This window comes from Pseudonocardia yuanmonensis, from assembly GCF_039542425.1.
In the GTDB taxonomy this organism is placed as follows: Bacteria; Actinomycetota; Actinomycetes; order Mycobacteriales; family Pseudonocardiaceae; genus Pseudonocardia; species Pseudonocardia yuanmonensis.
In genome coordinates this window covers 172543-186307 of the sequence record NZ_BAABIC010000001.1, presented here as the reverse complement: position 1 = coordinate 186307, position 13765 = coordinate 172543, and the positions used below count along the sequence as shown (strand labels likewise).

Genomic DNA, 13765 nt, shown 5'->3' with positions numbered 1-13765 from the left:
GTCAGCCGCCGAAGACGGCGACGAAGTAGGCGGGGTACCGGGCGACGGCGACGGCGACGGGCACGACCGCCAGGCCGGCCACGGTCAGCGGCACCGCGACCGTCTCGCGGGCGGCGGAGGCGAACCGCCGCCCGGCGATGCGGGCTGCCTCCCGGGCGTGCAGCAGGGGGACGGCGATGCCGACGCCGGCGTAGGTCACCCCGGCGAGGAGGCAGAGGAAGACGTAGCCCGCCGCCTGCGTGAAGCTCTCGGCGTAGAGCGAGGCGCCCGACATCACGAGCGTGACCAGGACGTAGGGCAGGATCAGCCGCAGCGGCAGCGGTTCCAGCCCACCCGCGCCCTTGGGCGTGACCTTGAAGGTCGTCGGCCGGGGCCGGATCGCGTACCGGATCCCGACGGCGACGCCCCGCGCGATGTACGGCCACCGTGTCAGGCAGTACAGGTAGTTCTGCCAGCTGACCAGCGGGGCGTCGGCCGGTCGGAGGAGACCTCGTCGCTTGAGCAGCATCGCCAGGACGAGGACCCAGATCGAGATCGACCACCAGTGCAGGAGAAAGCCCAGGTAGTCGACGTTGATCCACGGCACCCCGGCGACCGCGGCGATCGGCGCCAGCGTGAGCCCACCGACCGTCGTCGCGGCCAGGAGTGCGTAGAAGATGAGGGCGTAGACGAACCGGATCCGAAGACGCCAGGGCAGCCGGGGCAGATGTCGGGGGACCAGGCCCAGCATCACCACCGTCAGGCTCCGGGACCACTGGAACTCCTGGACCAGCATGGCCGAGAAGGTCAGCGGTCCGTCTCCGTGCGCGTGAGCGTCGATCGCGAAGGCGCCGTGCCAGCCCGCGGAGTTCAGCAGGAACGTGGTGGAGAAGTCCTCCGCCAGCTCGGGGCCCAGGCCTCCGATCTGGCGGAGCGCCTGGGTCCGCACCGCGTAGTGCGAACCGATGCACACCGGCGCCAGGCCGGCGCTGTGCCCCAGCTGGGCCGGTCCGTGGAACGTCGCCTCCCGGTGCAGCCGTCCCCGCGCGGACCACGACTGGTCCACATTGGTGTCGCAGACGCTCGGGGCGGAGACGTAGCCGATGGCGTCGTCGGCGAACGGCCGGACCATCTCCGCGAGGTAGCCGGGCTCCGGCTTGTGGTCGCAGTCCAGCTGCGAGACCACGTCGTAGTGCTCGTAGCCGTGGTGGTCGTAGAAGTAGGCGAGGTTGCCCTCCTTGACCTTCGTCCGGCGCGGCCAGGAGTCGCGGTGGTAGGCGGTCACGCCCTGCCTGGTCGAGATCCGGACCCCGTGCGTGGCGCACCACTTCCAGATCTCGTCCGTCGGCGCCTCGTCGCACAACCAGACGTCGTACGGGTGCGGGTAGTCCTGCGCGAGCATCGCCCGCAGCGTCGCCTCGGCGACCTCGAACGGTTCCGAGGGAGCCCGCGTGACCACGAATGCGACCCGCAGCGGCGGTACATCGATATGAGGCGCGATGCGCTTCAGCCGGTTGACCCCCACGACGAAGTAGATCGGCAGGCAGGACAGGTAGACCAATAGACAGCTGTTGATGGCCAGGCCCACCCAGGTCACACGGTGGTCGGGCTGGAACCACCACACCCAGAACCAGGCCAGGCAGGCCACCCAGCCGGCCGACAGCAGGGCGACGACCACCCGGTCCCGCGTCGACAGGACGGGCACGAACGACCCGCGACCGAGCCTGCGGCGGCGGTTGCGGTGACGGTCGAAGAAGGGGCCGTTCCTGTCGACCCGCGAGATCTGGCCCTGGGACAGCTCGATCACGGCTTCATAGGGGTCGGCAGGTCGCGCCGGCCCGGGCGACGGCGGAGCAGGCGGCACGACCCGCAGTCGGGTGGTGACCGCTCCGGCCAGGTCCTCTCGAGCCTCTGCGGCCGAGGGTCGGCGCGCGGCTCCGTGCATCGGATGGGCCTCTCGGGTGGGGAAGGGCGCTCCGGCGAGGTGTCCGTCGCCGGCGTCGGGCATCGCGTTGGTCATGGAGGTGTCGGACGGACGGACGAGCGTCAGGCGACCGCTGCGCGGGTGGCCGAGGCCACCTGCGCGGGGACCGCGACGGCGGGGCCGCCGTCCATCTGCCCGCCGGCGATCGCGGGGCGGGCCGCCACGACCTCGTCGAGGTGCCGCCGGAAGTAGTCGACGGTGAGCTGCAGGCCGACCTCGGCAGGGATCTCGGGGTTCCAGCCGAGCACCTCCTGCGCCCGGGTGATCACGGGCTTGCGGCGGGTGGGGTCGTCGACCGGCAGCGGGTGGTACTCGATGGGCGAGTCGGAGCCGGTGATCTCGAGGACCAGCTCGGCGAGCTCGGCGACGGTGCGCTCGACCGGGTTGCCGAGGTTGACCGGGCCCGCGTCATCGGAGTCGATCATCGCGACGAGGCCGGCCACGAGGTCGTCGACGTAGCAGAAGCTGCGGGTCTGCCTGCCGTCGCCGTAGATGGTCAGCGGGTCGCCGTTGAGCGCCTGGGCGATGAAGCTGGTCACCACGCGGCCGTCGTGCGGCCGCATGCGAGGGCCGTAGGTGTTGAAGATGCGCACGATGCCGGTGTTCACGTCCAGGGTCCGCCGGTACGCCGACGTCAACGCCTCGGCGAAGCGCTTGGCCTCGTCGTAGATGCTGCGCGGCCCGATGGGGTTGGCGTTGCCCCAGTACGACTCCGGCTGCGGGTGTACCAGGGGGTCGCCGTAGATCTCGCTGGTCGAGGCGAGCACGAACCGGGCGCCGTTCACCTCGGCCAGGCGCAGCGCGTTCTCGGTCCCACGGCTACCCACCGCCATCGTCTCCAGTGGACGGCGGTGGTAGTCGGGCGGAGATGCCGGGCTGGCGAGGTGCGCCACGGCGTCGACCGGACCGGGAACCTCGAGCTCCGCCGACACATCCGCGACGATCAGGGAGAAGCGTGAATTCCCGGTCAGATTCCGGACGTTTCCGGCGCGACCGGTCGAGAGGTCGTCGACGCAGACAACGGTGTCACCGCGTGCGATCAGGGCGTCACACAGGTGTGATCCCAGGAATCCGGCGCCGCCGGTCACCACAATTCGCATGATTTCTCCAAGGGCGGGAGTGAGTGTGTGCGTGCTGTTCCGGGGGAGCGGACACGGACGGCGTCGTCACGTTGCGGCAAGGCTCGGCTTGCCACGCTCAGTCGTTACCTCACGTGGTGGCGATCACAGCAAGCAAGTGTCATCGCAGCGCAACGACCTGAATTGGTACAGAGCTGTTCACTCTTTGTGGTCGACCCGTCGCAGTGGTGATCACGGACAGGATGTCGGGCGCGAGATCGTCTCAGCTCGGCATCGGTGGTCCCGAGAACGGTAACGATCTCCGCTGGGCGGACGAACTGGAGCGTGTTCGCGGGTCGATCGACCGCGGACGTCGCCCATTGTGACCGCCCGATGATGCTCGGTTTTCGGCAATGGGAGACGTCGAGGAAACATCCGTCGCTCCCTCGTCCATACCCGGAGGAGACCCGCATGGCCCCGCCCACGGGCACCCGCGCCGAGATCGTCCGCCGCATGCGGGACACCGGCCCTCCTGCTCTGTCCACACTGGATGTGCAGCAGGCGTCCCGGTTGTCCGTCCTTGCCGACGAGCTCGCCCGGACCTCCGACGGGTCCGCCGAGTACGACCGGTTCAGAGCCGTCACCCGGCGGGGAGTCGCGGGGCTCCGGTCCCTGGACCTCGCCGGGGAGACGGTGCTCGTCACCGGGGGGACGGGGTGCATCGGGACCGCGCTCCTGGAACAGCTCGCAACTTCCCCGCGCCGCCGCGTCGTCAGTCTCAGCCGAGGTCTGACCCGTCCTCGACGCCTCGTGCCCGGCGTCGAGTACGAACAGGTCGACGTCCGGTCGGCCGACGACGTCGGCGCGGCGTTCCGCCGGATCCGGCCCGACGCCGTCTTCCACCTGGCGGCCGTCCGTGACCCGGGCGCGGCAGAGCGTGAGGTGCGCCGGACCGTCGAGACGAACGTGCTCGGGAGCCGGAACGTGTTCAGGGCGGCCGAGGAGGTGCGGGCCGGCCGCCTCGTGTTCGCCTCGACGGGCAAGGCCGTGCGCTACTTCACCCGCGACGTCTACGCCGCCACCAAGAAGATCGGCGAGGCCCTGCTGTCCGGCGTGTCCCTGCCGGTGACCTCGGCCGTCCGTTTCACGCACGTCGTGGACAACAGCCTCATCCTCGGCAAGCTGCGCCGATGGTGCGAGGGCGGCACCATCCGGCTGCACTCACCGGACATCGCCTTCTACGGCCAGTCGGCGCTGGAGTCCGCGCAGCTGATGACGGCTGCGGCCGAGCGGTCCGGTCTGGTGACGCTCCGGAACCTGCAGTGGCCCTTCTCGCTGCTCGACCTCGCACTGGGCGTCCGCAGCGATGCGGGCAGCAACGCGCCGATCTACTTCTGCGGGTACGAGGCGGGCTACGAGGCCGGCGTGCACCCCGCCTCGTACGACCCGGCGACGGCAGGTGACGCCGGCCCGCTGATCAACGCCCTCGAGTCGTACTCGTGCGAGGCGATCCTCGCGGACCAGGCGAACCGGATCAGTCTGCGGGGCAGGCAGTCGGAGGCGGTCAAGGTGCGCGTCGCGGAGTTGGCCTCGGCCTGCGCAGGTGGCGCCTCCGACGCCCGGCTGCGCGCGATCCTGACCGCGGCGACGTGGTCGGCACTTCGCGCGAGCCTCCACTCCGCACCGGCGGAGGACCTGCAGCGCTTCGGCCGGTTCGCCGCCTCCGCCCACCCGGGCGAGGTGATCGACCCCGACCACGTCCTGATCGACGACGCCGTCGCCGAGGCCGTGCGCCCGGGCGGGCTGGCCGCGGGGGTCTGAGGCTCAGACGCCGGGCCTGCGTGCGACGAGCCGCTCGACGATCCCGGCGGCGAACCGCTCGCGTTGCTCCACCTGCAGCCCTGCGGCGAGGACGTGGAGCAGGGGACGGCGGCGGAAGTGCTCCCCGCCGACCGGGATCGAGATCCACTCCGTCATGCGCTGCACGAGTCGCAGGGGCGGAACGGACGACGCGACGTGGTCGGCCAGCAGGAGGCGGCCGCCGGGCCGCAGCACGCGCACCATCTCGTCGAGCGCCCGCCGGTCGTCCGGGATGCTGCAGAGCGCGAAGGTGCACACGACGGTGTCGACGGACGCGTCGGGCAGGTCGAGATGCTCCGCGTCGCCGGTCCGCAGATCGGCCTCGCGGCCCAGTGCCCTCGCGCGCTCCTGCGCCGCTCGGATCATCCCGGGGCTCAGGTCGATGCCGGTCAGCCGGACGTCGGACGGGTAGTGGGGCAGGTTCAACCCGGTGCCCACGCCGATCTCGAGGACCGTCCCCTCCGCCTGCCCGCAGACCCAGGCACGGCTGTCGCGGAAGAGCACCTTGTCCAGCCGGCGCATGGATCGGTCCGTCGCGTCGACGCCCTTGTCCCAACACCGCGCCCACCGCGCCCGCTGCTTGTCCGTGACCACCCGTGTTCCCCCGTCCCGTCCACCGGGATCTTCTCGTGCCGGCACCCGCCCCGTCACCGCCGGCGGCAGACGTGGGAGGACGCGCCCGAATCGAGTCGTGTCCGGTCGGCCCCGGCAGGCACGATGACCAGGTGGCGGTGACGGCCGGGAAGGCGAGGACGGGGACGAGGGGCAGGTTCGAGCCGTACCGGGCGGTCCTGCGGATACCGGGGCTGCCGCCGCTGCTGGGGCTGTCGCTGCTGTCGCGCATCCCGGCGTCCGGTGCCGCCATCGTGCTCACCCTGCACGTCGTGCTCACCCTCGGCCAGGGCTACGCCGCGGCCGGTTCGGTCGGGGCCGCCAGCACGATCGGCATGGCCGTGGGCGCGCCGTTGCTCGGCCGACTCATCGACCGGGTCGGCCTGCGCCCCGTGCTGGTGCTCGGCATGGTCACCGAGACCGCGTTCTGGTCGGTTGCGCCCGTCCTGCCCTACCCGGCGCTGGTGGTGGGCGCGCTGCTGGCCGGCACCCTCGGGGTTCCGCTGTTCTCGGTGGTGCGTCAGTCGATCGGCGCGCTGGTGCCCGAGGCGCAGCGGCGCCCGGCCTTCGCCGTCGACTCGATGGCCGTCGAGCTGTCCTACATCATCGGGCCTGCCCTGGGCACCGTGCTGGTGCTGCAGACGTCGTCCCCGCTGGCCGTGTGGACCGTCGGCGGCGGGCGGGTGCTGGCGGGGGCCGCGTTGTGGCTGCTCAACCCCCTGACCCGGGCCCCGCGCACCGACGACGAGGGCGCTGCCCCGCCCATCCGGCAATGGCTCGACCGCCGCCTGCTGGCCGCGCTGCTGGCCACTGCGGCCGCGGTGATCGTGGTGTTCGGCACCGAGCTGACGATGATCGCCGGGCTCCAGAGCAGCGGGCAGGCGGCCTGGATCCCGGTGGTCAACACCGTGTGGTGCCTCGCCTCGCTCACCGGCGGCCTCGTCTACGGAGCGATGACCAGGGCGCCGTCCCTCCCGGTGATCACCGCCGCGGTCGGGGTGGCGGCGCTGCCGGTGGCCCTGGGCGGGGTCTGGTGGTCCTATGCGCTGTTGCTGCTGCCGTGCGGGCTGCTGCTCGCCCCGTCGCTGGCCGCCAGTTCGGAGGCGGTCAGCCGGCTGGCCCCGGAGCCGGCGCGCGGCGTGGTCACCGGGCTGCACGCCTCGGCGATCACCTTGGGTGCGGCCGCCGGCACCCCGCTGGCCGGGCTGCTGATCGACCTGGCCTCGCCTGCGATGGCGGTCCTGACCGTCGGCGGGCTGGGGATTGCGGTGGCAGCAACGGCCGGGGTGTTCGGCGGCGGTCTGTCTGCCAGGAGGGGCCGCCGCGCCTCACCTCGCCTCTGACCGGATCTCGAGCCGTCGGAATGTCGCACTACGGGGAGGAGGCCGGACCACGGCTTTGCGCCTTCCGGCGTAACGGAGTGATCGCCACGCACGAGTGATCGCCCGAGCCCCCGTCCACGACGCCAGGAGACCCCATGACCACCCGTCCGTCTCGGATCCATCGTGGACCGGTGGTCCTCGCGGCGGTGGCCGTGCTGGCGCTCGCCGCCGCCGGGTGTACCGACACCGCGACGAGCAGCTCCGCCGTCCCCACTTCGGGCACCCGGTCCCTCCTGCCCCAGCCACCCGGTCCGACCGCACGGCTCGGCGAGCAGCAGGTGGACACCGCGGTCGGCCAGCTCGACTCGATCGTGCAGGACGCGATGTCCCGGACCGGCGTCCCCGGCGTCGCGGTGGCGGTCGTGTATCGGGACCAGGTCGTGTACTCGAAGGGGTTCGGCGTCCGGGAGGTCGGCAAGCCCGACGCCGTCGACCCCGACACGGTCTTCCAGGTCGCCTCGGTGTCGAAGCCGGTCGCCTCGACGATCGTCGCCGGCGTGGTCGGCCGGAAGACGATCGCGTGGGACGACCCGGTGATCAAGTACAACCCGTCGTTCTCGTTGCGAGACCCGTTCGTGACCGCCAACGCGTCCTTCGCCGACCTGATGTCGCACCGGAGCGGGCTCTACACCGGGGCCGGGGACCTGCTCGAGGACCTGGGCTTCGACCAGGACTACATCCTCCCCAGGCTGAACCAGCAGCCCCTCGACGCCTTCCGCGCCAGCTACAACTACAGCAACTTCGGCTACACGGAGGGCGGCGTCGCGGCCGCCGACGCCGCGAAGCAGTCCTGGGACGCCCTGGCCCAGGACACCCTGTTCGGACCACTCGGGATGACCTCGTCGAGCTATGAGCACAGCGTCTACGAGTCGCGGCCGAACAAGGCGTTGATCCACGTCCGGGAGGACGGTGCGAACGGCGCCACGTGGCAGGCGAAGTACCTGCGCGACGCCGACGCCGAGGCCCCGGCCGGCGGGCTCAGCTCGTCCGTGCGGGACATGGCGCAGTTCATCCGGTTGCAGCTCGGCGCCGGGAAGTTCGGCGGCACCCAGGTGATCGACCCCGCGGCCCTGCAGGAGACGCACATCCCGCACCAGGACCTCCACACGCCGCAGCAGCCCGGCGCGCGGACGCAGTTCTACGGGCTCGGCTGGAACGTCTCCTATGACGACCAGGGTCGGCTCCGGCTCGACCACTCGGGCGCCTTCGCCCTCGGTGCGGCCACCAACGTCGCCCTCCTGCCGGTGGAGCAGCTGGGCATCGTCACGTTCACCAACGGCTACCCGATCGGCGTGCCGGAGGCCGTCAACAACGCCTTCTTCGACGCCGCGCAGAACGGCAGGCCCACGGTGGACTGGCTCGGCTTCTACGGGAAGGCCCTGGCGGCGTCGGAGGAGCAGCCGCCGAACCCGTACGACACCGCGCCGGCCCACCCGAAGCCCCCGCAGGCCCTCACCGCCTACACCGGGACCTACGACAGCCCCTACTACGGCCCCCTCACCGTCGCCGAGGGCAATGGGAAGCTGCAGATCACCATGGGGCCGCCGGAGAAGCCGACGACCTTCCCGCTGACCGCCTACGACGGCGACACCTTCACGTTCGCCAGCATCGGCGAGAACGCGACCGGCACCTCCGGAGCGATCTTCAAGCCGGGCCCGGACGGCCGGATCGACGGCGTGACACTGACCTTCTACGACCAGCGCGGGCTCGGCACCTTCACGCGCGGGGCGTAGTGGTGCTGCCCGGACCCGTCGTCGATCACAGACGTCGAGAAGATCGTCCCGTCGGTCCGGTCCTGGGCGGCTGGAGCAGGCAGCCCCGGCTCACACGATGACGGGCGTGTCCGGGAAGTACGTGTTGCACGCCCCGAGCCCCTGCCCCAGACCCAGGTCCACCGCCGCTGCACGCTCCGAGATGGTCCCGTGGACGCGTCCGAGGTCGTCCTCGCCGGAGGCGATCTTCGGCAGCACCGTGTTGACGTCGGCGTAGTCGTCCGGCTCGAGGATCCCCCGGGCATCGAGGTGGCCCAGGAAGGCGCCGGCGATGCAGTCGGCCTGGTTCTCGGACTGGATCGCGCCGAGTTGGCTGACGACGGTGGCGGAGACTCCGACGACGGTCTGCACGTGATGGCCCCACTCGTGGGCCAACCCGAGCGCCGCGGCCGCGTCGCCGGACAGGGAGTACAGCTCGTGGAGGGAGTCCTGGCCGACGTACACGGTCTGGTCGGCCGGGCAGTAGTTGAAGGTGGTCCCGTCGGCGACCGCGGGTGCGCCGGTGGTGTCGATGCAGGCCGTCGATCGCTGCGTCCCGCTCGGGACGTACCGGTAGACCGGGCGCGACATGCTCGAATAGCTGGCCGCGGAGAACCCGTCGACGAGCGCGATGAGCTCGTCGTAGAAGGCCTGCATGTCCTGGTAGCCGTAGCAGCCCTCGAGCGTGGGGCAGGCGGGCGCCTGGGCCGGCTGCGCCGTCGCGGTCCCGCTGAGTCCGAGCATCAGTACCGCGCCTGCGGCGAGCACCCCCGTGACCTGCCGCACGCTCTGCGTGATCCGCATGCTCATCGCCCCCAAGCCTCTCCACCGGCCGCCTCCGCCGTCCTCGGCCGGTGTCTGGGCTGGGTCGCACACTCCTGCGCATTCGTTTCCGGTGTCGTCCACGATTGCGACGCACGGACCTCGCCCGGTCCCCACCTACCTGTCTCCTGCCTCCGCCATCAGGCCGATGACGCCTGCCGCCTCGACTGGGACCCTCGCCGGATGGCCGGCGAGGACGCGCGCCGTACGGCTCGGTCCGTCCGCCGGGACGGGTCTCGCCTGCTGGCCGTCCTCGCGGCGGGGGTGGTCCTCCTGCCGGCCGGGTGTGCCGCGGGCGGCGGCACCCGGCCGTTGCCGACCTTTCCGCCGAGCCACGACTGGGCGCTGGTCGCCGACATCAGCGGCGACGGCCCGGATGCCGAGGTCTACCGGGCCCTGCGGACTGGGTGCGATGCCGGGCAGAAGGCCCTGGAGTCGCGGTGGGACCGGCTCACCAGCCCGCGCGAGGTCCTGCTGTTCGCCTCCGCGATCCAGATGTGCCGCGGTGACCAGTCCGGCGCCCTCGCGCACTTCCAGAAGGCGAGCACCTTCGGTTGGAACGGTCTCGGCCCGGACCGGCGGCTGCCCCGCTGTGCGGTCTTCACCGCCCTGAACGTGACGCTGAACCGCGTCGAGCCCGCCGCCGTGAGCTGCCCCGGCGGCGCGAGCCCGGTCTTCGTCCGCTCCGCGGCCGGGGTCACGGACAACCCGCTGACTCCGGAGAACGAGGCCGCACCTCCGGCCCCACCGCCCGCGGCCCCAGCGACCTCGTCGTCGCGTCCTCCGACCAGGACTACGACCGCGACCACGAAGCCGAAGCCCACGACGACCACTCGGCCCAGGCCGACGACCGTCGCGCCTGCACCGACCCCGACGACTCCGACGACCCGACCGAAGCCCCGCACGACGACACGCCCCACCACGACCACACCGAGGCCCACGACCTCGCGGACGACGACCACGACCACGACCGGGAGCACGAGTAGCTCGACGTCCCAGGACGACGGCGACGAGGACGACGACGGATAGCTCGGAGTCGGGCGTCGGTAGCGCTCCACCGTGAGCACCGAGATGATCGTTCCGCAGCGCTCCCGTCAGCCGGCGAGGGCCACCTTGGTCACGGACCCGTCCGCGTTGTACTGGTAGCCGTAGCGCCCGTCGGGACTCACGACGAGCTCCGCCGCCACCGCTCCGGCCGGGATGGTTCTGGTGATGGTCGCCCGTGCGGCGTCGACGACCAGGAGCGAGCCCTGGCCGTCCGCCACGTACAGCGTGGGGCCCTCCGGTGCCCAGGCGAGGGCGCGCGGCCCGCTCGGAACCTGCACGGACGCGGTCGCCGCGCCGCCCGGCCATTCGAGCACGGCGACGGTCGCCCCGGTCGCCACGGCCAGCTGTTGCCGGACACCTGTCTCCCGGATCGCGACGACCGCGGGTGGACCGGGCAGCGGGATGGTGGTGCCGACGGCGGTGTCCGCGAGCGTCACGCCGAGGGCGGGCGTGTCGGCGTTCGCGAGGAACCATGCCCGGCCGTCGAGCCCGATCCGCAGCCAGTCCGCCGCGAGGGGCGAGGGCGTGGTCGAGACGGTGCCCGTGCTCGTGTCGACGAGCGCGACCGCCCGGCGACCGGGAAGGGCCGCCACCACCTGGGGGCGTCCGGGGACGGGTCGGACCGAAGCAGCGGCAGCAGGCAGCGGGAAGCGCCCGATCTCCGACCGCGCCACGGGATCGAGCACGACGACGGCCGGCGCGGCACCGCCGACGCTCGCGAACAGCTGCGTCCCGTCGGGGGAGACCGACAGGGCTCGGACCTCGCCGCCCGCGACCGGGATGGTGGTTCCGCCGGCGAGGTCGGTGGTCGGTAGTGCGCGCACCCCACCTCTCGCCGCGAGGTAGAGGGTCGCGCCGTCGGGGGAGAGGGCGGAGCGGTCGGTCCCGATGGTCGTGAACGACCCGACTGCTGCGGCGCCTGCGGCTGGAGGAGCCTCGGCGACGGCCGCGGGCGGCGCTGCCACGGCTCCGCCGCCCGACGGACCGCTGCTCACCTGGCCGACCACCGCCACGCCGCCGGCGATCACGACCGCCGCCGCGGCGGCCACGAGGGCGAGGTGCCGTCTCCGGCGCGGTGCGGCCGTCGGGGGTTGCGGTTCGCCCGGTGCCCCGAACGGTGGCTGGAGGTCGGGGGACCCGACCCTCACGGGTCCGTACGGTAGCGGCGCACGCGGGACCGGAGGTGGCGCCGCAGCCGGGGGCGGTGGCCGGAAGTGCGGCATCGTCACGGCGTCCGGCGGCTCGGTTGCCGGACGTGGCGGCGGACCGGTGGGCCGCCGTTCCGCCGTCGGCACGGGGGAGTGGAGCCACGACCAGTGCAGCCGGTCGAGCGAGGCCGGGGGCAACCCGGCGGCCACGTCCTCGGGCCGGGGATCCTCCCAGAACACCGGCCGGACGAACCCCTCGCGGCCCAGCCCCAGGGCGTACTCCCACTCGTCGCGCACGTGTGTCGAGCGCATCGCGTTGTGCGACCAGAAGAGCTGGAAGACGTCCGCCTCCTCGATCAGCTCCCGCAGCCGCGGCTCCCACCGCTCCCCGGCCCGCAGCGCCGCGGAGTCCACGATGTACCGGTCCCCGATCACCGACACCGCCGAGGACACGGCCCGCACGATGTCCGCGTCCCGGTGCGAGTACGAGGCGAAGATCTTGCGGTACCGGACCGCGACGTCGCGCTCCCGCGGAGGGCTCGCCGCCTGCCGGTCCCGTGTGACGGTGATCCGGAACGTGACCTCGCCGACGAGCAGGACGCCGAGGAAGATCCGCACCCCGCCGCTCACCGACCGGCCGATCGCCCGCTCCGGTGCCCGGATGCGGAACTCGACCTTGTGCACGGCCTCTTCCCAGCGGAAGGCGGCCGACGGCGGGTTGACCTCGCCCTCCCGCAGCCAGGGCTCGACCACGATCTCGTCGCCGTGGGCCAACGGCTGGGCGGCGGGCGCGGCGACGGACCCGTACGGCTCGGGACGGTCGGCGACGGCCCGCTCGGCGGCCTTCTGCACGAGGTGCGTCGGGTCGACCGTCTCCCCCGAGTCGGGGTCGACGACCGCGTCGGTCTTGTGGGCGAAGACCAGCAGCGGGGTCCAGGTCGCCGCCCGTACCGTCGCGGGCCGGTGGACGGTGAACTGGACGTCGTCGTCCCACGCGGGGGGCTTCGGCTCCGCGAGCGCCGGACGGTCGTGGTCGGCGAGGACGGCGGCGCCTCGTGCGGCGACGGTGTCCGGCTCGGGCGGGAAGCGCAGTACCGAGGCAGGGAGGTGCTGTTCCAGGAGTTCGCGCAGGAGCGGTGTGCGCGACCAGCCGCCGACGACCGCCACGCATCGCAGCCCGTCGCCCCGCCCCTCGGCGAAGCCGGCCGCTCGGAGGGTCGCCATCAGCGCGAGGACCGCGCTGCTGATCGGCAGGGCCAGCACCACCTCGAGCTGCCGTCGGTCGAGGCGGACCTCGCCGCCCTCGACCTCGAGCGTCGTCTCGGAGGCGGTGGTCAGTTCCTCCCGGGTGCGGCGTACCGCGGAGGCGGGCAGGTCGACGTCGGGACCGAGACGCCGGCGCAGTGTGTCGCCGAGCGTCTCGTCGGCCTCGTCGGCCCCGGGCGTCGACTCCGGGGGCATGAGCTCGTACCGACCGGCGCGCAGCACGACGACGGCCGCGGTGCACTGCGTCGCGCCGGCGTCGAGCACGGCCACGGAGCGTGCGTCGCCCTCCTCCTCGGTGTCGGCGAGGTATGCGGCCACGGCCTCGTGCGCCGTGACGATCCGCGTCGTGGGCAGGTCGAGGAGGCGGACGGCGGTGGCGAGCCGGTCCCGGTGCGCCCCGTCCCACGAGGTCGGGTGCGCGATCACCACCGCGTCCGGCGGGCCGCCCTCCTGTTCGGAGACGACGTCGACGATCGTCCGGAGGAGACGGACGAGGGCACCGGGCGGGGCGTCGTCGCCGAGAGGTCGGATCGGCCCTTCGGGCTCACCGAGAACCGCCTGCGCGTGCTCGTCGAGCCGGTAGCGGGCGGGCACGACGGCAGCCGCGCCGGCCAGGACGACCGTGTCGGTGATCCCCTGTCGACACACCGCAGCGGCCACTGTGGACATGCCGACGTCCACGCCCAGCGCGTAGCCCTCGCGGCCCACCGACTCCCCTGACCTTCGACACACGTGTCACCAGGGTCGCGGAGAGTGTCCGGTGCGTTACGCGGGCCGGTGGCACGTCTGACGGTCCGGCGCTGTCCATACGCACCCGCACCCACAGCGCCTTCACATACGTACTTCTGCGACCTTG

At 72.5% G+C, this 13765-nt stretch carries 9 protein-coding genes; 4 read left to right on the top strand and 5 right to left on the bottom strand.

Annotation, left to right across the window (positions count from 1 at the left end):
- Position 1: 1 nt before the first annotated feature.
- Together ABD990_RS00835 and ABD990_RS00830 are read right to left on the bottom strand one after the other, a co-directional pair.
- Positions 2-1786, bottom strand: a complete 1785-nt coding sequence (locus ABD990_RS00835; RefSeq protein ID WP_345377666.1) for a glycosyltransferase family 2 protein — start codon at positions 1784-1786, stop codon at positions 2-4.
- A gap of 239 nt (positions 1787-2025) precedes the next feature.
- On the bottom strand, positions 2026-3063 hold the full coding sequence (locus ABD990_RS00830) for a UDP-glucuronic acid decarboxylase family protein (protein WP_345377665.1): 1038 nt from the start codon (positions 3061-3063) through the stop codon (positions 2026-2028).
- Between the two features lie 429 nt (positions 3064-3492).
- Between ABD990_RS00830 and ABD990_RS00825 the strand changes: the two genes are divergently transcribed.
- Positions 3493-4842 (top strand): NAD-dependent epimerase/dehydratase family protein, encoded by a 1350-nt coding sequence (locus ABD990_RS00825; protein WP_345377664.1) that lies wholly within the window; start codon positions 3493-3495, stop codon positions 4840-4842.
- A gap of 3 nt (positions 4843-4845) precedes the next feature.
- On the opposite strand, the gene ABD990_RS00820 is transcribed toward ABD990_RS00825, so the two are convergent.
- Entirely contained in the window at positions 4846-5475 is a 630-nt protein-coding gene (locus tag ABD990_RS00820; protein WP_345377663.1) for a class I SAM-dependent methyltransferase, read from the bottom strand.
- Between the two features lie 131 nt (positions 5476-5606).
- On the opposite strand from ABD990_RS00820, the gene ABD990_RS00815 reads away from it, so the two are divergent.
- Positions 5607-6836 (top strand): MFS transporter, encoded by a 1230-nt coding sequence (locus ABD990_RS00815; protein ID WP_345377662.1) that lies wholly within the window; start codon positions 5607-5609, stop codon positions 6834-6836.
- Positions 6837-7006: 170 nt separating this feature from the next.
- Positions 7007-8608 carry a serine hydrolase gene (locus ABD990_RS00810; RefSeq protein WP_345377661.1) on the top strand — a complete coding sequence of 534 codons (1602 nt, stop codon included), beginning with the start codon at positions 7007-7009 and terminating at the stop codon, positions 8606-8608.
- A 90-nt stretch (positions 8609-8698) separates the two neighbouring features.
- Here ABD990_RS00810 and ABD990_RS00805 read toward each other — a convergent pair whose 3' ends face one another.
- Complete coding sequence (locus ABD990_RS00805; RefSeq protein WP_345377660.1) at positions 8699-9502, bottom strand: neutral zinc metallopeptidase; 804 nt, start codon at positions 9500-9502, stop codon at positions 8699-8701.
- 129 nt (positions 9503-9631) lie between these two features.
- On the opposite strand from ABD990_RS00805, the gene ABD990_RS00800 reads away from it, so the two are divergent.
- Entirely contained in the window at positions 9632-10477 is an 846-nt protein-coding gene (locus tag ABD990_RS00800) for a hypothetical protein (RefSeq protein ID WP_345377659.1), read from the top strand.
- 65 nt (positions 10478-10542) lie between these two features.
- Here ABD990_RS00800 and ABD990_RS00795 read toward each other — a convergent pair whose 3' ends face one another.
- Complete coding sequence (locus ABD990_RS00795) at positions 10543-13617, bottom strand: TIR domain-containing protein (RefSeq protein ID WP_345377658.1); 3075 nt, start codon at positions 13615-13617, stop codon at positions 10543-10545.
- Between the last annotated feature and the right edge of the window lie 148 nt (positions 13618-13765).

Bases quoted from the DNA above. Each gene is read 5' to 3' on its own strand.
- ABD990_RS00830 (WP_345377665.1), bottom strand. From the start codon at position 3,063: ATGCGAATTGTGGTGACCGGCGGCGCCGGATTCCTGGGATCACACCTG.
- ABD990_RS00825 (WP_345377664.1), top strand. From the start codon at position 3,493: ATGGCCCCGCCCACGGGCACCCGCGCCGAGATCGTCCGCCGCATGCGG.
- ABD990_RS00800 (WP_345377659.1), top strand. From the start codon at position 9,632: ATGGCCGGCGAGGACGCGCGCCGTACGGCTCGGTCCGTCCGCCGGGAC.